We start from the raw sequence: 18,757 nt of genomic DNA, 5'->3' as shown, positions 1-18,757 counted from the left end.
ACCCGCGCCGCCGGGTCGCCATACATAGGACGGTGGCCGTGCCACCCGTCAGAAGGCGCTGGCGATCACCAGTTCCGTCGTGCGGCCGGGGAGCATGTCGAGCTTGGCGATCCGGCCCGCGGCCTTGAGGTCGTCCTCGACCAGCGCGAGCCGGTCCAGCACCTCCGCCGGGCCCAGGGCCTCGGCCAGCGGCACGTCGGCCTTCATCGACAGCTTGCGGTCCGACTTCGCCCGGCGGACCTGGCGCAGGGCGTTCCCGGCCAGGTCGAGCAGGGTGGCGTCACCGCCGGGAGCGACCCGGGTCAGCTCGTACGTCGTCGGCCACGTCGAGGTGTGCACCGAACCGTAGCGCCACCACGACCAGATCTCCTCGGTCGCGTACGGCAGGAACGGCGCGAACAATCGCAGCAGCACGGAGAGCCCGGCCGCCAGCGTGGCCCGGGCCGAGTCGCCGCCCGGCCCCTCGGCGTACGCCCGGTCCTTGACCAGCTCGATGTAGTCGTCGCAGAACGTCCAGAAGAACGCCTCGCTCACCTGCAACGCGGTCGTGTGGTCGTACGCGTCGAACGCCGCCGTGGCCGCCTGCACCACCTCGGCCAGCCGGGCCAGCACGGCCCGGTCCAGGTCCGCGGTCACCGGCTGCCGCAGGGCGTCCGCCGCGCCCAGCCCGAGGGCGAACTTCGACGCGTTCAGCAGCTTGGTGGCCAGCCGCCGGCCGACCTTGATCTGCGCCGGGTCGAAGGCCAGGTCGGCGCCGGGGCGCCCGTTCGCGGCCCAGTAGCGCACCGCGTCGGCGCCGTTCTGCACCAGCAGGTCCATCGGCGTCACGACGTTGCCCTTGGACTTGGACATCTTCTTGCGGTCGGGGTCGAGGATCCAGCCGGAGAGCACGGCGGTGCGCCACGGCAGCGTGCCGTGCGCGGCGTGGGAGCGGACGATCGAGTAGAACAGCCAGGTCCGGATGATCTCCTGGCCCTGCGGCCGCAGATCCATCGGGAAGACCCGCCGGAAGAGCTCCTCGTCGCTGCCCCAGCCGCCGACGATCTGCGGGGTCAGCGACGAGGTGGCCCAGGTGTCCATGACGTCAGGGTCGGCGGTGAAGCCACCGGGGACGTCGCGCTGCTCCTCGGTGAAGCCCGGCGGACACTCCGAGGAAGGGTCGACCGGCAACGCAGAAACATCCGGTATGAGAAGCTTGTCGTAGTCCGGCTCGCCAGCGTCGTCGAGCCGGTACCAGACCGGCACCGGCACGCCGAAGAACCGCTGCCGGCTGACCAGCCAGTCCCCGGTCAGGCCGTTGACCCAGTGGTCGTAGCGGTGCCGCATGTGCGGCGGGATCCAGGTCAGCTCGTCCCCGCGGGCCACCAGCTCGTCCCGCAGCCCAGCGTCCCGCCCGCCGTTGCGGATGAACCACTGCCGGCTGGTGACGATCTCCAGCGGCGAGTCGCCCCGCTCGTAGAACTTGACCGGGTGGGTGATCGGCCGCGGTTCGCCCAGCAGGTCACCGGTCTCGGAGAGCAGCCGGACCATCTCCCGCCGGGCGGCGTTGACGGTGAGCCCGGCGAACTGCGCGTACGCGGCGGCCGGGACGCCCGGTGGCCGGTCCGGCAGGAAGCGGCCGTCGCGGCCCAGCACCACCCGGGTCGCCAGCTGCAGGTCACGCCACCAGATGACGTCGGTCAGATCGCCGAAGGTGCAGACCATCGCGACGCCGGTGCCCTTGTCCGCCTCGGCCAGCGGGTGACCGTGCACCGGCACCTCGACGTCGAACAGCGGCGTGCGCACGGTCGTGCCGGCCAGCGGGTGCTCCGGCGGGCAGACCAGCGCGACGCAGGCGGGCAGCAGCTCCGGGCGGGTCGTGTCGACCTCGACCGGCCCGTCCGGGCCGTGGAAACGCAACCGGTGGTACGCCCCGGGCCGCTCCCGGTCCTCGATCTCGGCCTGCGCGACGGCGGTACGGAACCCGACGTCCCACAGCGTCGGCGCCTCCGACGTGTACGCCTCCCCGCGCGCGAGATTGTCGAGGAAGGCCCGCTGGGAGACGGCCTGGGCCCGCGCCCCGATGGTCGTGTACGTCAGCGCCCAGTCGACCGACAACCCGAGCCGCCGCCACAGCGCCTCGAACACCTTCTCGTCCTCGACGGTCAACCGGCCGCACAGCTCGACGAAGTTCCGCCGCGAAACCGGCTGCGGCTGCTTGGGCGGAGCGGCGGGCGGCTGCCACTGCGGGTCGTACGGCAGCGACGGGTCGCAGTAGACGCCGTAGACGTTCTGCACCCGGCGCTCGGTGGGCAGCCCGTTGTCGTCCCAGCCCATCGGATAGAAGACGGCCTTGCCCCGCATCCGCTGGAACCGCGCGACGGTGTCGGTGTGCGTGTAGGAGAAGACGTGCCCCATGTGCAGCTCGCCGGACACGGTCGGCGGCGGGGTGTCGATCGCGTACACGTTGGCCCGCTCGGCTACCGACCGGTCGAACCGGTAGGTCCCCTCCGCCTCCCAGCGGGAGGCCCACTTGTCTTCCAGTCCGTCGAGGGTCGGGCGGTCGGGCATCCGGCCGCTTGCAGGCTCCGTCATGCGGCCAGCGTAGGGCCGGGGCGGCCGATGGACGAGCGGTATCCGCGGACCGCTCCAGAGCCCGGGCCAGGTTCAGCCGGCTCAGAAGAGCGGTGACCGGCCCTTGTAGCCGGTCGCCAGCCGCAGGCCCGGACGCAGCCCGCTGCCCGTGCCCCGGTACAGCATCAGGCTGCCCGGCGTCGTGAGCACCGCCGCCAGGTCCGGGTACCCGTCCCGGTCGAAGTCGCCCACGCCGAGCAGGTCGCGCTTGTTGTTCCAGCCCGTACCGATCTGCTTGCGGGCGGCCAGGGCGCCCTTGCGGCCCGGGTACAGCCACAGCTGGCCCGCCTTGCCCTGGCGGACCAGCAGGTCGGGGTGGCCGTCGCGGTTGAAGTCGCCGGCGCCGGTGAGTTCGTTGCGCTGGTCCCAGCCGCCCGCCGCGATCAGCTTGCGGGTGGCCAGCTTCGTGCCCTTCGCGCCCGGGTAGAGGTACAGGTTGTGGTTGCTGGTCTGGGCGGCCAGCAGGTCCGGGTAGCCGTCCTTGTTCAGGTCGCCGATCGCGGTGATCTCGCGCATCTTCTTGAAGCTCTTCGAGAGCAGCTTGCGGGTGCCCAGGGTGCCGTTGCTGCGGCCCGGGTAGAAGTACAGGTAGCCGTTGGCGGCCACGCGGGCGACAACGTCGGAGTAGCCGTCGCGGTTGAGGTCGCCGATCCGCACGATCGCGTTCATCGACTTCCAGCCGCTGCCGATCTTCTTGCGGTTCTTCTCGTCGGCGTACGTGCCGTTGCCCGGGTAGAGGAACAGGTTGCCCGTGCTCGACGTGCGCGCCAGCACGTCGGACCAGCCGTTGCGGTTGTGGTCGGCCAGCTTCGCGGCCGGCAGCGGGGCGAAGTCGACCAGGTTGCTGTCGATGTTGATGGTGACGCCGCCCCAGGTCTCCTTGTGGTCGCCCTGGTACTGCTTCATCCGGCGGTGCGGTGACCAGTGGGTGGCCGGCAGCCCCGCGTCGGTGAGCGTGGCCACCTTGTCCCAGCGGGCGAAGTCGAGGTAGTCGGGGCGTACGTAGCCGCGGGTGGCGTAGTTGGCGACCTGGTCGGCCACCCCGGAACCCATGCTGCTGTAGAAGCCGGACAGGTAACCCAGGTCGTGCAGCTCGGCGGTCCAGGCGCTCATGAAGGCCAGGACGCCCTTGCGGCAGGCGGCGTCGTTGGTCCGGTACGCCTCCATGTCGTAGATCAGCACGCTCTGCGCGGCCAGGCCCAGCGCCCGGGCCTGCACCACGGCGTCCTGCGCGGCGGTGGCCCCCTGCGCGGCGGCCCTGGTGTTGCTGATCAGGTTCTTCTTCTTGGTCGCGATCGTGCACGACGCCTGCGGCCCGACGTAGAGCGGGATCAGGTGCCAGCCGGCCGCGACCTGGGTGCGTACCCAGCCGGCGGTGAGGTTCTTCTGGGTGCAGCCCCGGTTGTTGCCGCCGATGTAGATGCCGATGCCCCGGTACGGCGACGCCTTGCGCCACGCCGCCATGCTCGCGCTGGACGGTGCCGTGCAGGCGTCGAAGGCCTTGCCCTTGAACGTGCCCGGCTGCACGGTCGCCGCGGCGCCGGCCGTCATCGTCGCGTCGGCCTGGGTCAGGGTCAGCGTCGAGAGCAGGACGACCGCGACGCCGAACGCTGCCCGGACGACTCGCTTGCGGTGCACCGGCGCCGTTGTGCGCATGAAGACCCTTTTCCGGGACGGACGACAGGAGACGTCCGACCCAATCAAAGGATCAGGGCACCGGGTACGGCCGAACAGGCGATCTTCGAAGTCGAACGGCTACGCGCCGCCGCTCTCGTGGGCCAGCAGCCAGGTCTTCACGCCCAGGCCCCAGCGGTAACCGCGCAGTGTGCCGTCGGTGCCGACCACCCGGTGACAGGGCACGAACAACGCGGCGGCGTTGCGCGCGCAGGCAGCCGCCGCGGCCCGGATCGCGGCGGGCCGTCCGGCCAGCTCGGCGTAGCCGCGGTAGGTCAGGGGTGCGCCGGGCTTGATGTCGCGCATCACCTGCCAGGCGTGGGCCATGAACGGCCCGCCGGTCCGCTGCTCGACCGGCACGGTGTCCAGGGCGCCGAGGTCACCGTCCAGATAGGACCGAACGATCGCGCCGATCCCGCCCGCGTCGGCGGCCGGGCGTACCTCCTCCAGCAGGGCCGGGTGCACGAGGGCCAGCAGCGCCTGCACGTCGGTGGTGAAGCCGCTGGCGCGGACCGCCCCGGCGGAGCTGACGACGTAGGTGAGCGGTCCGGCCGGGGTGTCGAGGGTCGAGTACTGCATCATGCTGCTCTCCAGAGTCTCATCAGGGCGTAGGAGCGCCAGGGCCGCCAGCGTTCGGCGTGCGCGGCCAGCGCCTGGGGGGAGTCGGGCAGGCCGAGCGCTCGCGCGCCGCGCCGGACCGCCACGTCGGTGGGCAGGAAGACGTCCGGGTCGCCGATGGCCCGCATGGCCACGTAGCCGGCGGTCCAGGCGCCGATGCCGGGCACCTCGAGCATCCGGGCCACGGACTCCTCGCGGTCGGCGCCGGGCTCCAGGTCGAGCTTGCCGTCGGCGACGGCCTGGGCCAGCGCGCGGATGGTCTCCCGGCGGGCGGCGGGCATCCGGAACGCGGTGTCGCCCAGCTCGGCCACGGTGGCCGCGTCCGGGAAGCCGCGCAGCTCACCGGCGGCCGGGGGCACCAGGCGGCTCAGCGTCCGGCGGGCCCCGGCGACCGAGACCTGCTGGCCGACGATCGCGCGTACCGCCAGCTCGAAGCCGTCGACCGCGCGCGGGACCCGTACCCCCGGCTCGGTCCGCACCGCCGCGACCAGCGCGGGATCGGCACCCAGCATGCCGTCGACGGCGACCGGATCCGCGTCGAGGTCGAACAGCCGCCGGCAGCGGGCGACCGCGGGCGCGAGATCGCGGACGTCCGCGAGCCGCAGCGTCGCGGAGACCCACCGGTCACCCGGGGTGAGCGCGACGGTCGCGCTCCCGTGCGGCAGAGACAACCCCCGCCGGTACGTCGTGACGTCGCACTCCTCGATGCCCGGCAGCGCCCGGGCCGCCAGGAACCCGAGCAGCGCGCCGGCGTGCAGAGGTGCCCGGAACGCCAGCCGCAGGCTGATCGTCCCCGCCTCCGGCTGCCGGGCCGTCCGGCGTTCCCGCAGCGCGCTCGGCGACCGCGCGTACACCTCGAGGATGGTGTCGTTGAACTGCCGCACGCTGCCGAAGCCCGCGGCGAACGCGATCTCGGCCAGGCCCAGGTCGGTGGTCTCGATCAGGATGCGCGCGGTCTGCGCGCGCTGCGCCCGGGCCAGGGCCAGCGGCCCGGCGCCGAGCTCGGCGGTGAGCAGGCGGTTGAGGTGCCGCTCGGTGTAGCCGAGCCGGCTCGCCAGGCCGGGCACGCCGTCCCGGTCGACGACCCCGTCGGCGATGAGCCGCATGGCCCGCCCGACCAGGTCGGCCCGCAGGTCCCACTCGGGGGAGCCGGGCGCCGCGTCGGGCCGGCACCGGCGGCAGGCCCGGAAACCGCCCCGCTGCGCGGCGGCGGCGCTGGGATGGAAGGTGACGTTCTCGCGTTTGGGGGTGACCGCCGGACAGGACGGCCGGCAGTAGATTCCGGTGGTCCGGACCGCGGTGTAGAACCAGCCGTCGAACCGCTGGTCACGGCTGTCGACGGCCCGGTAACACCGTTCGAAGTCCAACTCCATGGACCTGAGTCTGCTCCCCGCGCGGGGCGGTTGGCTGGCGGGATTCGGACATGAGCGTGCGCGCCGTATGCTTCGGCCGTGATCTCTGAGCGGCTGCCGTTGTCGATCGGCTCCCCACCGGCGCAGAAGGCGTTCGGTGCGGCGTTCGGCCTGATCTTCGCGGCGGCCGGTACGGCGTTCGCGCTGCTGCCGTTCGTGGTGGACGGCTGGCTGGGCAACGCGTTCGGCGCGGACGACTCCTGCCCGAGCGCGTCGGAGGTCTCGGGCATCCCGCCGGAGATGCTGCCCCCGTCGGTTCGCGAGTGCATCTCGGAGGGCAGCTGGTTCGCCGGCGGCGACGGCTTCGGCCCGCTGCGGCTGATCGGCCTGCTCGGTATCCCGTTCGTGCTGGTCGGGCTCTACCTGGCGGTGAGCGCCCTGCGCACGGCGGCGTGGCTGGAGGGCACGAGGGCGACGGTGCGCACGGCCCTGCGCACCCGCACGGTGGACCTGGCCACGGCGACGATCACCGCGGGGGCGACCACCTACCGCCGTCATCGGGATACGTCCCGCGAGTCCACGGTGCAGGCGCCGACGCTGATCGCCGTGGACCGTTCCGGTAACAGCATCACGATCCCGCTGCACGGGGTGGGCCTGGCTCAGCTTCCGGCTCCGCAGCTGCGGGCCCTGGCTGACGCGCTGAGCGGTAACCCGGACCGCGACGCCCGCAGCATGGTGACCCAGCTCCGCACGATGGCCGACCACCCGCTGGGCCTGGCCAACCGCCGCTAGGGCTCGGCCATTTCAGTGCCGAACTGAAGCACATGATTGCGGCCTTCGTGGGTAAACGCGGGCCGTGAGACCCACCGCGGTGGGCGCGTTCAGTAAAAACTGAAGTTGTGCTGAAGGGCCGGCGATGATGGACGGCGGTAAGCGGCGCCTCGGCGACCGCCTGCGGGCGCTGCGTGAAGCGGGTTTTCACGGTGAGCCGGTCACCCAGGGCGTGGTGGCCCGTGCGTTCCGCAAGAGCGTTCCGCTGATCTCCTCGTGGGAGAAGGGCAAGGCGGTGCCGTCGGAGGAATGGCTGCACGCCTATGCCCGGTTGTTCGCCGGCACCCACCCGCACGGCGAGAGTCATCCCCGGCTGCCGGCCGCGGAGGACCTGCACGGCGAGGAGCTGGACCGCTTCGAGCAGCTCCGCCGGGAACTGCTGGAGCTGCGGGACGCCGCCACCTCGGCCGCCTCGTCGGCGGCGCAGCAGGGCACCGACGAGCTGACCACCCTCTCGCCGTGGGAAGGCATGTGGCACTTCGCCGACCGGTCACCGATCACGCTGGTCTGCGCGCGGCTGCCCGCCGAGCTGCGGGCCGTGCGCGCGCCCACCTCCCCGGAGAGCCCGGACTACGTCGAGCTCTACGCGTACTCCGACCTGGATGCGCTGATCGAGCTCTACGGTCACGTCTGCGCCGCGAATCCCGGCGTCCCGGTGCACCGCAAGCTCGCCGACGAACTCGACCAGAGCGACGTCACCAACCATCTCGTCCTGCTCGGCGGCATCGACGCGCCGATGGCCCGGCGGGTGGTGAAGTCGCTGGACCTCCCGGTCGTCCGGGACCGCGACGATCCGGCCACCGGTGGTTTCCGGGTGGCCGGCGAGGACGGCCGCGCGACGGTGTTCCGGCCCGAGCTGGAGGGCGAGGCGCCGGACCAGCGGCTGGTCCAGGACGTCGCGCACTTCTGCCGGGCGCCGAACCCGTTCAACCGCATGCGGTCGGTCACCCTCTGCGACGGGACCTCCGGCCGGAGCACGTACGCCGCCGTCCGCACGCTGACCGATCCGCGCTTCCGCGACCGCAACCGGGCCTACCTGCGCCGGCGGTACGGGCCCCGGGACACGTACAGCGTCCTGGCCCGGGTCACCATCGTCGCCGGCGAGGTCATCACCCCGGACTGGACCCAGGACGGCACCGTGCTGCACGAATGGTCGAGCGCTCCCGGGCTCACGGCGTACGGGCACCGGCCCGCCCCGTAGACTGGCCTGTCGTGAGCCTTACCATCGGGATCGTCGGCCTGCCCAACGTCGGCAAGAGCACCCTGTTCAACGCCCTGACCAAGAACGACGTGCTCGCCGCGAACTACCCGTTCGCGACGATCGAGCCCAACGTCGGCGTGGTCGGGCTGCCCGACGAGCGGCTGGGCAAGCTGGCCGAGATCTTCAGCTCGGAGAAGATCCTGCCCGCGCCGGTGTCGTTCGTCGACATCGCCGGGCTGGTCCGCGGCGCGTCGAAGGGTCAGGGCCGGGGCAACGCCTTCCTGGCCAACATCCGCGACGCCTCGGCGATCTGCCAGGTGGTCCGCGCGTTCTCCGACCCGAACGTGCTGCACGTCGACGGCAAGGTCGCGCCGGCCGACGACATCGAGACGATCAACACCGAGCTGATCCTGGCCGACCTGCAGACGGTCGAGAAGGCCCTGCCGCGCCTGCAGAAGGAAGCCAAGCTCAAGAAGGACCGGCTGCCCACCGTCGCGGCCGCCGAGGCGGCCTTCAAGCTGCTGGACGAGGGCACCACCCTCTACACCGGAGCCAAGGCCGCGGGCATCGAGCTGGAGCTGCTCTCCGAGCTGCACCTGCTGACCACCAAGCCGTTCCTGTACGTCTTCAACGTCGACGAGGCCGAGCTGGGCAACGCGGCGTTCCTGGACGAGATGCGTGCCCTGGTGGCTCCGGCCGAGGCCGTCTTCATGGACGCGAAGATCGAGTCCGAGCTCATCGACCTGCCCGAGGACGAGGCGATGGAGCTGCTGGAGTCCACCGGCCAGACCGAGCCGGGGCTCAACCAGCTCATCCGGGTCGGCTTCAACACCCTGGGCCTGCAGACGTACCTGACCGCCGGCCCGAAGGAGGCCCGCGCCTGGGTCATCCCGGTCGGCGCCACCGCCCCGGAAGCGGCGGGCGTGATCCACTCCGACTTCCAGCGCGGCTTCATCAAGGCCGAGATCGTCAGCTACGACGACCTGATGGCAGCGGGCTCGATGGCCGCGGCCAAGGCGGCGGGCAAGGTCCGCATGGAAGGCAAGGACTACATCATGAAGGACGGCGACGTCGTCGAGTTCAGGTTCAACGTGTAGTGACGGTCCGGTGGCTCAGCTGTTGCGGCTGGGCACCAGCCCGTTCAGATCGAGCGTGATCGCGAACGGCGTGGTGGTGCGCAGCTCGTCTCGATGAATCGCGGTCGGCACATACGACCGGGTGGGCCCGTCGAGTTCATAGGCGTGGACCACAGGTGATCCGTCCTCCTCCTCGATGCGCCAGTAGTCGGCGATGCCGGCTTCCGCGTACTTGCGGAGCTTGACCGTGCGGTCGCGGTGGGCTGACTCCGGGGAGACCACCTCCACGACCAGGAGAGTCTCCTCCGGCGGGTAGAACGTCCGGGACGGATCGTAGGGTGCCGCCGCGGCCAGGAGGTCGGGCTCGGGCCGGTTCCACTTGTCGAGTCGGATCGTGATCTCCCGGTCGACCTCGACGCCCGGCGGTGCCTGGTGCGTCAGGCTGTTCACCAGCGCGGTCACCATCCGTGCGTGCCAGACCCGCTGGGGAGACGTCATGAAGACGAGGGCTCCATCGATCAGTTCGGTATGGCGGGGTGCTTCGGCGAGTTCGTCGAGATCGTCGGCGTACCACCCCTCAGGGCGAGGCGGCCGCGTCCACTCGGGCGCCGCGGTCATGCCGTTACGGTAGCATTCAGTAGTCGCGGCTCCGGCCGGTTGAGCTCGACGTTCCCGGTGTTGCGGCGATGCCGGAGTTGCGCGCACGGCAGGTGTCGACGCGGTCGATTTCCGCTTCAACGTCCGAGATGGGTGCCACCATGGCTGACGCCGTCACGTATCTGATCATCGATGGCGAGAACATCGATTCGACGCTGGGGCAGCAGATCCTCGAGCGCCGGCCCAACTCCGAGGAGCGGCCGCGCTGGGAGCGGCTGCGGCAGTTCGCGGAGGATCAGTGGGGTCAGCCGGTCACCGCGCTGTTCTTCCTCAACGCGTCGTCCGGGGTCCTGCCCACCCCGTTCATCCGGGCGTTGCAGTCCATGGACTACCGGCCCGTGCCGCTGTCCGGTGCGCCGCACCAGAAGGTCGTGGACATCGGCATCCAGCGCACCCTGGACGCGATCGGCCGGCGGCCGGGGGACGTGCTGCTGGCGAGCCACGACGGTGACTTCCTGCCGCACATCACCCGCCTGCTGACCGGCGACCGCCGGGTGGGCGTGGTGGGTTTCCCCGAGTTCTTCAACGGCGGCTTCGCCGGCCTCGAGGACAGCGGCCTGACGTTGTTCGACCTGGAATTCGACGCGAACTGCTTCACCAGTGTCCTGCCGCGGGTCCGGATCATCCCGGTCGACAGCTTCGATCCCGAGGCCTTCCTGTAGCGGTCCGGGGCCGCGTGGCCGGTGAGCGCGGCCGATCAGGGGACCCCGGGCGCCGCCGCCAAGCTCTAATGTGGCCCGATGGTGAGAATTCTGCGCACCGCCGCGGCCGCGATGGTGGTCGCCCTGGGTCTTGCTCTGGCCCCGCCGGCCGCGTCCGCGGCGGCGACGTACCAGGTGAAGTTCGCCATCACCGCGAGCACTGCCGTCTCCGGCAAGTTCATGTACGTCTGGGACCGCAGCACCTGGAAGTACCACGTCGTGCAGGGCGACGGCGACAGCCCGAACGGCACCGCGCAGCTCGCCCCGGGTGACTACGTCGCCGTCGCGCGGTACGGCTACTTCCGCCAGCGCAACTACCTGCTCGTGCGCACCTTCACCGTCACCGACGCCGCGCTCTCGGTCACCTTCGCCGAGTCCGCCGCCAAGGAGACCGCCTTCGTCACCGACGACGCCACCGCCGTGCGGTCCACGGCGGCGTACTGGCTGGAGCTCGGCAGCGGTGAGAAGGTCGGCTTCACCGGTGGCGGGCCCGCCAGGACGTACGTCTCGCCGTTCGCCGTCCCCGGTGTCGCCCTGCGCCTGCACGAATTGCAGACCAAGGCGGGTTCGTCGGCTGCCGTGCCCAGCCCGTACCGCTATGACCTGCAGCGTTCCTGGCCCGCGGTGGCCGGCGCGGCGATCGCCAAGGTGACCACGGCCCAGCTCGCGAAGACGGTCACCACCCTGCGGGCGCAGGGTGTCACTACGAACGCGGCGCTGGGCTCCGCGCTCAAGGACAGGTGGAGCGGCTCCTATCTGGAGTCACCGGTACGCCTGCCGAGCACCGTGACCGAGTACGTCACCCCCGGGCTCACGCTGCACCGCAAGCTGACTCTCGGCGCGGGGGACAGCTCGGTGGTGCTGCCCGACCGCGCGTTGCCGGCGGGGAGCTCGGCCGGCACGACCATCGGCGCCGGGCCGTTGCTGCCGCGGGCCCCGGGTTCCTCGGTCCGCGACGGCGACGAGCTGCGCATGCACGAGCCGGCCGCGTACGCCGACGCGGCCGGCAATTCCGGCTCCGACGCCCGGGCCGCGGTCACCGGCAAGCTGACCGCCGAGGGCGGCCTGCACCACTACGACCAGACCATCACCCGGCGGGTGGCCTGGTCCCAGCTGTCGACCCGGATCCGCAGCGAGTGGGACTTCCGGGCGCCGGACCAGGGGCCGCTGCCGCTGATCGACCTCGGCGTCGACGTCACCGGCCTGGACGCGCGCAACCGCGCGGCTGCCGCCGTCCAGATCACCGCGTCGGCGTCGACCCGCGGAGGCGGTACGGCCGCGGTCGACAAGGTGGAGTATTCGACGAACGACGGCGCCGAGTGGACCGAGCTCGACGGCGCCTCGCTCACCGTGCCGGCCACGGCTGCCTTCGTGTCGCTGCGGGTCACCGTCACCGGCGACCAGGACGGCCGGCTGCGGCGTACGGTGATCCGCGCCTTCGCCGGGCCGGCCACCCCGCCGGACGAGACCGCGGGCAGCACGAAGATCACCAGCGTCGCGGTCAACGGCGGCGCCGACCTGGCCTTCGGCGTGTCCGGGGCCCGGGCCTTCACCGCCACCTTCACCGCGGCGGATCCGTCCGGCATCGCCGACGGCGACGCCTACCTGTACCACGGTGGCTACTCCGCGCCGGACGGTGTCGTGCTCGCCTCCGGCCCGGCCGACTGCGCCAAGATCAGCAACACGTCGTCCGTCTGCACCGCCCGCTTCGTCATGGACGTCAGGGTGGACGCGGCCCGCAACGCGCTGGCCGGCGCCTGGACGGTCGCCGCGTGGGCGCGTGCGGCCGACGGGCTGGGCTTCGCCGACCGGCACGCCGCCGGGGCGTTCTCGGTGAAGCGGGGCACCAAGCTGATCGTCAACGCGTACCCGGAGCCGGTGAAGAAGGGCAAGACCATCACGGTCACCGGCACGCTGACCCGCGCCGGCTGGGAGACCTGGACCTACCAGGGGTACGGCGCACGCACCGCCACCCTGCAGTACATCAAGCGCGGCACGACCGCCTGGAAGGCCGTCAAGACCGTCAAGGCCGACGCGAAAGGCCAGCTCAAGACCACGGTGAAGGCGTCGGCCGACGGCTCCTTCCGCTGGACGTACGCGGGCGACGCAGCCTCCACCGCCACCACCGGCGCCAGCGACTACATCGACGTGAAGTAGGCCGCACCGGCTTTGACCTGAACCGGGGGTGAGGTTCTAGGGTCGGCCGGTGAGCGTGGACAGCGATCTCAGCCGGGCCGGCATCCTGCGGCGGCCGTACGCCCTGCCCACCGTCGGCGCGTGGAGCCTGGTCTTCCTGGCCGCCTTCGAGTCCCTGGCGGTCACGACGATCATGCCGGTCGTCACCTCCGACCTGGACGGGCGCGGCCTGTACGCCCTCGCCTTCTCGTCGACGCTGGCCGCCGGTGTCGTCGGCATGGTCGCGATCGGCTCCTGGGCCGACCGGCGCGGACCGGCCGTCCCGCTGTTCACCGCGATCGCCGTCTTCGCGGCCGGGCTGGCTGTCGCGGGCACGGCCACGTCGATGCCGGTGTTCGTGGCGGCGCGCTTCCTGCAGGGCCTCGGCGCGGGCGGGATGACCGTGGCGCTGTACGTGCTCGTCGCGTTGGTCTATCCGGCCCCGCTGCACATCAAGATCTTCGGGGCCTTCGCCTCCGCCTGGGTCCTGCCGTCGATGGTCGGGCCGTTCGTCGCCGGTTTCGTCGCCGACGCTCTGAGCTGGCACTGGGTGTTCCTCGGGGTGGTCGCGCTGGTCGCCGTGGCGGCCGGGATGATGGTGCCCGCGGTCCGGGGCCGGGACCGGGCTTCGGCCGACCGGGTGCCGGCGTCCGCGACCGACGCGCGCCGGGTGGCCGAGGCCGCGGTCGTCGCGGTCAGCGTGGTGGTGCTCAGTTCGCTCGGCGAGCTGGACCGGTCGGCGGCCTGGTTGCTGGCGCCGGTCGCGGTGGTCGTGATCGGCTTCGCGCTGCGCCACCTGGTGCCGCCGGGCACGTACCGGATCCGCGCCGGGCTGCCGGCCACGGTGGTGCTCTGCGGGGTCGCCGGCGGGGTCTTCTTCGGCACGGAGGTCTACCTGCCGCTGCTGCTGCACGACCGCTACGGTCTGCCGGCCTGGCTGTCCGGCATCACTCTGACCGCGGGCGCGATCGCGTGGGCACTGGCGTCGGCGGTGCAGGGCCGGCTGGGCGACCGGCTCGATCCGGGTACGGCGATCCGCACGGGCGCCACGCTGCTGGCCGGAGGGGCGGCGCTGGAGCTGGTGACGGCCGTCGCGCACCTGCACCCGGCGATGGCGGCGGTCGGCTGGTTCGCGGCGGGCGCCGGCATGGGCACGCTGTACCCCCGGATCAGCACGCTGGTGCTGGCGCTCTCGGCACCGGGTGAGGAGGGCTTCAACACCGCCGCGAAGAGCATCTCCGACGCCGTGGGCGGCAGTGTCGCTCTGGCGCTGTCCGGCCTGCTCTTCGCGCTGGCCCCGTTCACCGGCCCGTTCCTGTTCACCACGCTGCTCGGCGCCGGGACCGTCCTGATCGCCCTCCGGGTCGCGGCGAGCCGGTGAGCCTCAGCGCAGCGCCGGGAAGACCGTGCCGGCGATCACCGCTCCGACCAGGGCGCCGGCGATAACCTGGGCCCTGGTGTGGGCGGAGAGGCGCACGCGCGCCCAGCCGGCCAGCAGCACCAGCGGCACGCTGAGCAGGGCCACCGGGCCGTAGACCGCCGTCAGGGTCGCCGCCGTGCCAGCCGCCACACCGGCGTGGATGGACATCTTCCACCAGTGGGTCACCACCGTGAACACCACCAGCCCCGTGCCGCCCGCCGCCAGCAGGGCCAGCACCTCGCGCGGGGCGCCCAGCAGTGCCAGGACCAGCAGGCCGGCCGCCACCGAGGCGATGCCGAACAGCAGCGGGACCCGGCGGTGCTCGCGTTCGGGGATGTGGTGACTGCTCAGCCGGCCCTGCCGCACGCCGCGGAGCACGTACGCCAGCGGGATGCCGGCCGCGAACAGGGCGCCGGGCAGGCCCCACCAGCGGGAGACGCCGGGCTGGTCACCGGCGTGCCAGCCGACCACGAGCAGCAGGGCGGCGACCAGGACGGCGGGGGCGAGGACCTCGGAGGCGATCCGGGCGGTCCGGTCGGCGGCGGTGACGGTCACCGGTCAGGCGGCCGGGGCGAGGAGGCCGAGCAGGAAGTCGTACTGGCTCAGCCACTGCTGGATGGGCTTGAGCGGCTCGGGATTGAGCCGGTAGAGCCGTCGGCGGCCCTGGTCGCGGACCTGCACGAGATCGACCTCCCGCAGCACCCGCAGGTGCTTGGAGACCTGCGGCTGGGCCAGGCCGAGCAAGGCCACGAGGTCGTTGACACTGAGCTCACCGTCGGCCAGCAGGTCGAGGATCTCCCGCCGCCGGGGCTCGGCCACCGCGTTGAACGCGTCCGTCGTCGTCGCCGCTCGTGCCATGGGTCCATCGTATACCCATAACGGCATGCGTCAGGAGGTGGCGGCGTCCCACCAGGGCGGCAGGGTGGCCGGCGTCCACTCCGGCGGGGGCGTGAAGTCGAGCCAGGTGCCGTCGAAGGGGAACGTCGCGGTCTCGGCCAGCTTGCCCAGTCGCTCACCCTCCGCACGGACGGCGGCCGCCTCGGCGGGCTCCAGGGCGCCCAGGTCCTCCTCGTCCTTGAAGAACCACGAGCGGTCGGCCGTGACCAGCACGTCGAGGGTCTGATCGTGCGAGTCGACCCCGCCCGGCCAGCGGCGCGCCGGGGTCTCGAGGTTGGCGTACCAACCCGTGAAGGTGCCGTCGGCCAGCCAGCTCCACGAGACGGAGTGCGGCGCGCCGGGCGGCAGGAGCAGCAGCGAGCGGAAGGTCTCCCGGCGTACGGGGGCCAGCATGGTGGGCATCGCCAGCTCGTCGGCGACGGGGAGGTGCCGGGTCGGGGCGCCGGTCAGGTCGGTGCGCCGCATCGACTCGGCCCCGATGTCGACGAACAGCAGCAGCCCGCGGTCGTCGTCGCTGACCACCCGGGCGGCCTGGACGGCGGCGAGGCGCCGGTCGGGGTGCAGGAAGCGCCGGACGACCAGATCTCCGGGGTGGTACGTCATGCGGCCGGGTGGGTGTCAGTCGTCATGCCGGGAACTCTGACACGACGCCCCGTCACCGCCCGCCATTGCCTCGAGTGCCGTCGCGAGCCGGCGCAGATCCAAGCCTTCCAGGTGATCCATGATGTGGCTCCGGACACTGCGCAGGTGGGTCGGCCACGCCTCACGGAGCCTTTCCAGCCCGCTGTCGGTGAGCACCGCGTTCAACCCGCGGGCGTCGTTCTCGCAGCGGACGCGCCGCAGGTGACCCTGGGATTCCAGCTTGGCGGCCAGCCGGGTCATGCCGCTCATCGACATGTCGCAGGCGGCGGCCAGCTCGTTCATCCGCATCCGGCCGTGCTCGGTCTCGGACAGGTGCCGCAGGACCGAGTATTCGCTCAGCGACATGCGCTGCTCCTGCTGCAGGTCCGCGTCCAGCACGCGGGGCATGACCAGCATGAGCCGGCCCAGCGCCCGGATGACCGCCTCCTCCTCGGGGCTCAGCGGCACCACCGCGGCGGGCCCGGCGAGGGGGGTGGCCGACATGACAAAGATCCTACGACCTTGACACCACACCGCCCAGACCTATTTGCTTGACGAAGCAAACAACGTTTTCGAGCAACGGAGTCACCTGTCATGACCAAGATCGGAATCATCCTCGGCAGCACCCGGCCCGGCCGTAACGGCGAGGCCGTCGCCAAGTGGGTCCTGGACCTGGCGTCGCAGCGCACCGATGCGGAGTTCGAGCTGGTCGACCTGCTCGACTACAAGCTGCCCCACCTCGACGAGCCGATTCCGCCGTCGATGGCCCAGTACAGCCAGGCGCACACCCTCGAGTGGGCGGCCAAGATCGCGTCCTTCGACGGCTTCGTGATCGTCACCCCGGAGTACAACCACGCGACCTCGGGCGTGCTCAAGAACGCCATCGACTTCCTGTTCGCCGAGTGGAACAACAAGGCCGTGGGCTTCGTCGGCTACGGCTCGGTCGGCGGCGCCCGCGCCGTGGAGTCGCTGCGCCTCATCGCCGGCGAGCTGATGATGGCGGACGTCCGCGCGGCGGTCACGCTGTCGCTGGCCACCGACTTCGTCAACTACAGCCAGTTCACCCCGGGGGCCCACCAGGCCGGCGCGCTCACCACGGTGCTGGACCAGGTCGTGGCGTGGAGCACCGCGCTGGCGCCGCTGCGCAAGGCCGCTGTCGCCGTCTGAGCGCGACAGCACTGATACGGCGGGCCGCCGGGGTGAGCAGAGCATCCCGGCGGCCCGCTCTCGCGTGGGCGAGGCTCAGCAGGCGACCCAGGTGCGGTTCGCCTTGGACTTCCAGGAGCAGGTGTCGAGCGACTTGCCGGAGGCGTTGCGCAGGGTCGCGGTGTCGCCGGTGTTGTTCCAGACGTAGTTGCCGCTGCCCCAGTACACGTTGCGGCCCGACTTGGTGCCCTTGCCGGTCTTCACCCAGATCCGGCCGCCCTTGGCCGCGATCGTGGTGCTGCCGAACGTGTAGGTGTGCCGGGACGCGTCGCGGATGGTGTAGCCCTTGAGGTTGACCGCCTTGCTGCCGGTGTTGACCAGCGAGATCCACTCGGCGTTGAGGCTGGCGTTGCTGCGGGTGTCCTTGCCCGGCGAGTCGTACTGGGCGCCGTGGAAGCGCAGGCTGGGCGTGGCTGCCGACGCCGGGCCGCTCATCGTGAGCGTGCCGGCGAGCGCCAGTGTTGCCGCTGCCAGGATGCTGACCGTTCTGCGCACCGTACCTCCAGGGGTTGCTTGGGCGGGTCGGGAGCATTGTCTGCCTGTTTCGCGGGGGTGCGGAGCACACCGGGTGCGGCGCGGCGGACCGAAACCGATCGCCTCTTGGTGGTGTCGGATAGCCGTCGGGCGCCTCGGCGTCATCCTTTCGGGTGCGGCTGTGATGCTGGTCCGGCGGCGCCGCGGCAGCACAATGCTTTGGTGCTAAACCAGACATCTAGTGATTCCTGGCAGCATCTACTCGAAATGCCGCGTAAGTCCTTCTGGGCGCGGCTGCCATTCGGGGTACGGATGGCCACTGCCGGGCTCGGGGTGCTCGCCCTCGTGGCCGGCACCGCAGGCGGGATCGCCGCCCTGACCAGTAATGACACGCGGGTCGTGACCGCCGTGGGACGCGAGTCGCCGGTCGTCGACCTGCCCGCAGCCCAGGTGCCGCTCCCGTCGGCGGCGGGGGAGACGGGCCTCGGTGACGGCGCTCTCGGCCATGCCCAGGCCGAGCGGGAGGCCGACGAGACCCGCTCGGCGCCGGGCGAGGCGGACCGTACGGCGACCCGCTCGCCACGCCGCGCCACCTCGCCCGACCGCCCCCGTACCGGTGGTGGTGCCGGCGCGCCCGCGGCCGGAACCGCCGGGGCCGCTCCGGCTGCCGCGGGGGCACCCGCCGCGCCGCAGGTGCGCACCGAGCAGATCTCCGAGACGGAGGCCATCCCGTTCCGCACCACGCTGGTCCGGGACCCGTCGTTGCCGCCCGGCACCCGGGAGATCAAGACGGCCGGGGTGCCCGGCGAGCGGCTGCTGCGCTACGAGGTCACCTACACCGGCAACCGGGAGACGAGCCGGCGGCTGCTCGACTCGACGGTGACCCGCGAGCCGCAGGACCGGGTGGTGGCCTTCGGCAACCGGGGGCGTGGCGGCGGTGGCCAGCACAGCGGCGGGCACGGCCGGCACGACCGCCTCGACCGGCACGACCGGGGGCGGGGCCACCGGGAATGCCGCCTGCTCGGTTCGTGCGTGCGGATGGGCCGCGGTGCGGTCTGCACCCACGGCGACAAGTCCGACCCGCGCCAGGAGAGCATCATCGACGGCGACCTGAGCCTGCTCGATCCCTCGGACATCGACGAGCTGGAGCTCACGCTGCCCTGTCCGGGCGAGGACGGCGAGGCCGCGAGGACCGGGCCGGACGGCAAGAGCGGGCCGGAGTAAATCGTTGGCAGTGTCCG

General features: G+C 72.0%; 18 protein-coding genes. 8 read left to right on the top strand and 10 right to left on the bottom strand.

Annotated features, from left to right (window positions below; translation table 11 throughout):
* Nucleotides 1-48: 48 nt before the first annotated feature.
* From valS to Aau02nite_RS41875, 4 genes are all read right to left on the bottom strand, one after another.
* Entirely contained in the window at nt 49-2,574 is a 2,526-nt protein-coding gene (gene valS / locus Aau02nite_RS41890) for a valine--tRNA ligase (protein ID WP_212994240.1), read from the bottom strand.
* 81 nt (nt 2,575-2,655) lie between these two features.
* Nucleotides 2,656-4,269, bottom strand: a complete 1,614-nt coding sequence (locus tag Aau02nite_RS41885; protein ID WP_212994239.1) for a glycoside hydrolase domain-containing protein — start codon at nt 4,267-4,269, stop codon at nt 2,656-2,658.
* A gap of 99 nt (nt 4,270-4,368) precedes the next feature.
* Nucleotides 4,369-4,869, bottom strand: a complete 501-nt coding sequence (locus Aau02nite_RS41880; protein ID WP_212994238.1) for a methylated-DNA--[protein]-cysteine S-methyltransferase — start codon at nt 4,867-4,869, stop codon at nt 4,369-4,371.
* Nucleotides 4,866-6,278 carry an AlkA N-terminal domain-containing protein gene (locus Aau02nite_RS41875; protein ID WP_212994237.1) on the bottom strand — a complete coding sequence of 471 codons (1,413 nt, stop codon included), beginning with the start codon at nt 6,276-6,278 and terminating at the stop codon, nt 4,866-4,868. Before Aau02nite_RS41875 ends, Aau02nite_RS41880 begins: the two co-directional genes overlap by 4 nt.
* 78 nt (nt 6,279-6,356) lie before the next feature.
* On the opposite strand from Aau02nite_RS41875, the gene Aau02nite_RS41870 reads away from it, so the two are divergent.
* The 3 genes from Aau02nite_RS41870 to ychF all read left to right on the top strand — a co-directional run bounded on the left by Aau02nite_RS41870 (nt 6,357) and on the right by ychF (nt 9,386).
* Nucleotides 6,357-7,049 carry a hypothetical protein gene (locus Aau02nite_RS41870; RefSeq protein ID WP_212994236.1) on the top strand — a complete coding sequence of 231 codons (693 nt, stop codon included), beginning with the start codon at nt 6,357-6,359 and terminating at the stop codon, nt 7,047-7,049.
* 124 nt (nt 7,050-7,173) lie between these two features.
* A complete protein-coding gene (locus tag Aau02nite_RS41865) occupies nt 7,174-8,289 on the top strand; it encodes a helix-turn-helix domain-containing protein (protein ID WP_212994235.1) in 1,116 nt (371 codons plus the stop codon).
* Between the two features lie 11 nt (nt 8,290-8,300).
* A complete protein-coding gene (gene ychF, locus Aau02nite_RS41860) occupies nt 8,301-9,386 on the top strand; it encodes a redox-regulated ATPase YchF (protein ID WP_212994234.1) in 1,086 nt (361 codons plus the stop codon).
* Nucleotides 9,387-9,401: 15 nt separating this feature from the next.
* Here the strand turns inward: ychF and Aau02nite_RS41855 are convergent, their stop codons facing one another.
* Nucleotides 9,402-9,983, bottom strand: coding sequence for a Uma2 family endonuclease (locus Aau02nite_RS41855; protein ID WP_212994233.1), 582 nt, complete (start codon nt 9,981-9,983; stop codon nt 9,402-9,404).
* Between the two features lie 140 nt (nt 9,984-10,123).
* Between Aau02nite_RS41855 and Aau02nite_RS41850 the strand changes: the two genes are divergently transcribed.
* The 3 genes from Aau02nite_RS41850 (at nt 10,124) to Aau02nite_RS41840 (ending at nt 14,279) form a co-directional block, all read left to right on the top strand.
* Complete coding sequence (locus tag Aau02nite_RS41850) at nt 10,124-10,684, top strand: NYN domain-containing protein (protein ID WP_246595846.1); 561 nt, start codon at nt 10,124-10,126, stop codon at nt 10,682-10,684.
* A 78-nt stretch (nt 10,685-10,762) separates the two neighbouring features.
* The gene (locus Aau02nite_RS41845; protein ID WP_212994231.1) at nt 10,763-12,880 is read left to right on the top strand and encodes a hypothetical protein; all 2,118 of its coding nucleotides are present in this window, start codon (nt 10,763-10,765) and stop codon (nt 12,878-12,880) included.
* Between the two features lie 49 nt (nt 12,881-12,929).
* The gene (locus Aau02nite_RS41840) at nt 12,930-14,279 is read left to right on the top strand and encodes an MFS transporter (protein ID WP_212994230.1); all 1,350 of its coding nucleotides are present in this window, start codon (nt 12,930-12,932) and stop codon (nt 14,277-14,279) included.
* A gap of 3 nt (nt 14,280-14,282) precedes the next feature.
* Here Aau02nite_RS41840 and Aau02nite_RS41835 read toward each other — a convergent pair whose 3' ends face one another.
* Genes Aau02nite_RS41835 through Aau02nite_RS41820 form a run of 4 tightly spaced genes read right to left on the bottom strand, consistent with a single transcriptional unit; the run spans nt 14,283 to nt 16,340 of the window.
* Nucleotides 14,283-14,873, bottom strand: a complete 591-nt coding sequence (locus tag Aau02nite_RS41835) for a phosphoesterase PA-phosphatase (RefSeq protein WP_212994229.1) — start codon at nt 14,871-14,873, stop codon at nt 14,283-14,285.
* Nucleotides 14,874-14,876: 3 nt separating this feature from the next.
* The gene (locus tag Aau02nite_RS41830; protein ID WP_212994228.1) at nt 14,877-15,176 is read right to left on the bottom strand and encodes an ArsR/SmtB family transcription factor; all 300 of its coding nucleotides are present in this window, start codon (nt 15,174-15,176) and stop codon (nt 14,877-14,879) included.
* A gap of 30 nt (nt 15,177-15,206) precedes the next feature.
* Nucleotides 15,207-15,818: a ribonuclease FAU-1 family protein gene (locus Aau02nite_RS41825; protein ID WP_212994227.1), complete on the bottom strand. Its 612-nt coding sequence runs from the start codon at nt 15,816-15,818 to the stop codon at nt 15,207-15,209.
* Between the two features lie 15 nt (nt 15,819-15,833).
* Nucleotides 15,834-16,340: a MarR family winged helix-turn-helix transcriptional regulator gene (locus Aau02nite_RS41820; protein WP_212994226.1), complete on the bottom strand. Its 507-nt coding sequence runs from the start codon at nt 16,338-16,340 to the stop codon at nt 15,834-15,836.
* Nucleotides 16,341-16,430: 90 nt separating this feature from the next.
* Here Aau02nite_RS41820 and Aau02nite_RS41815 point away from each other — a divergent pair, with 90 nt between their 5' ends.
* Nucleotides 16,431-17,003 carry an NADPH-dependent FMN reductase gene (locus Aau02nite_RS41815; protein ID WP_212994225.1) on the top strand — a complete coding sequence of 191 codons (573 nt, stop codon included), beginning with the start codon at nt 16,431-16,433 and terminating at the stop codon, nt 17,001-17,003.
* A 75-nt stretch (nt 17,004-17,078) separates the two neighbouring features.
* Here Aau02nite_RS41815 and Aau02nite_RS41810 read toward each other — a convergent pair whose 3' ends face one another.
* Nucleotides 17,079-17,537 carry a lamin tail domain-containing protein gene (locus tag Aau02nite_RS41810; RefSeq protein ID WP_212994224.1) on the bottom strand — a complete coding sequence of 153 codons (459 nt, stop codon included), beginning with the start codon at nt 17,535-17,537 and terminating at the stop codon, nt 17,079-17,081.
* A gap of 246 nt (nt 17,538-17,783) precedes the next feature.
* Between Aau02nite_RS41810 and Aau02nite_RS41805 the strand changes: the two genes are divergently transcribed.
* Entirely contained in the window at nt 17,784-18,740 is a 957-nt protein-coding gene (locus Aau02nite_RS41805; RefSeq protein WP_212994223.1) for a G5 domain-containing protein, read from the top strand.
* Nucleotides 18,741-18,757 lie beyond the last annotated feature (17 nt).

This window comes from Actinoplanes auranticolor, from assembly GCF_018332655.1.
Classification (GTDB): Bacteria; Actinomycetota; Actinomycetes; order Mycobacteriales; family Micromonosporaceae; genus Actinoplanes; species Actinoplanes auranticolor.
This window is presented reverse-complemented; position numbering and strand designations above follow the sequence as displayed.

Excerpts from the sequence above, each read along its gene's own strand:
- valS (WP_212994240.1), bottom strand. The coding sequence starts at position 2,574 with ATGACGGAGCCTGCAAGCGGCCGGATGCCCGACCGCCCGACCCTCGAC.
- Aau02nite_RS41805 (WP_212994223.1), top strand. The coding sequence starts at position 17,784 with ATGCCGCGTAAGTCCTTCTGGGCGCGGCTGCCATTCGGGGTACGGATG.
- Aau02nite_RS41850 (WP_246595846.1), top strand. The coding sequence starts at position 10,124 with ATGGCTGACGCCGTCACGTATCTGATCATCGATGGCGAGAACATCGAT.
- Aau02nite_RS41855 (WP_212994233.1), bottom strand. The coding sequence starts at position 9,983 with ATGACCGCGGCGCCCGAGTGGACGCGGCCGCCTCGCCCTGAGGGGTGG.
- Aau02nite_RS41815 (WP_212994225.1), top strand. The coding sequence starts at position 16,431 with ATGACCAAGATCGGAATCATCCTCGGCAGCACCCGGCCCGGCCGTAAC.
- Aau02nite_RS41845 (WP_212994231.1), top strand. The coding sequence starts at position 10,763 with ATGGTGAGAATTCTGCGCACCGCCGCGGCCGCGATGGTGGTCGCCCTG.
- Aau02nite_RS41865 (WP_212994235.1), top strand. The coding sequence starts at position 7,174 with ATGATGGACGGCGGTAAGCGGCGCCTCGGCGACCGCCTGCGGGCGCTG.
- Aau02nite_RS41885 (WP_212994239.1), bottom strand. The coding sequence starts at position 4,269 with ATGCGCACAACGGCGCCGGTGCACCGCAAGCGAGTCGTCCGGGCAGCG.
- Aau02nite_RS41820 (WP_212994226.1), bottom strand. The coding sequence starts at position 16,340 with ATGTCGGCCACCCCCCTCGCCGGGCCCGCCGCGGTGGTGCCGCTGAGC.
- Aau02nite_RS41880 (WP_212994238.1), bottom strand. The coding sequence starts at position 4,869 with ATGATGCAGTACTCGACCCTCGACACCCCGGCCGGACCGCTCACCTAC.
- Aau02nite_RS41830 (WP_212994228.1), bottom strand. The coding sequence starts at position 15,176 with ATGGCACGAGCGGCGACGACGACGGACGCGTTCAACGCGGTGGCCGAG.
- Aau02nite_RS41825 (WP_212994227.1), bottom strand. The coding sequence starts at position 15,818 with ATGACGTACCACCCCGGAGATCTGGTCGTCCGGCGCTTCCTGCACCCC.
- Aau02nite_RS41875 (WP_212994237.1), bottom strand. The coding sequence starts at position 6,278 with ATGGAGTTGGACTTCGAACGGTGTTACCGGGCCGTCGACAGCCGTGAC.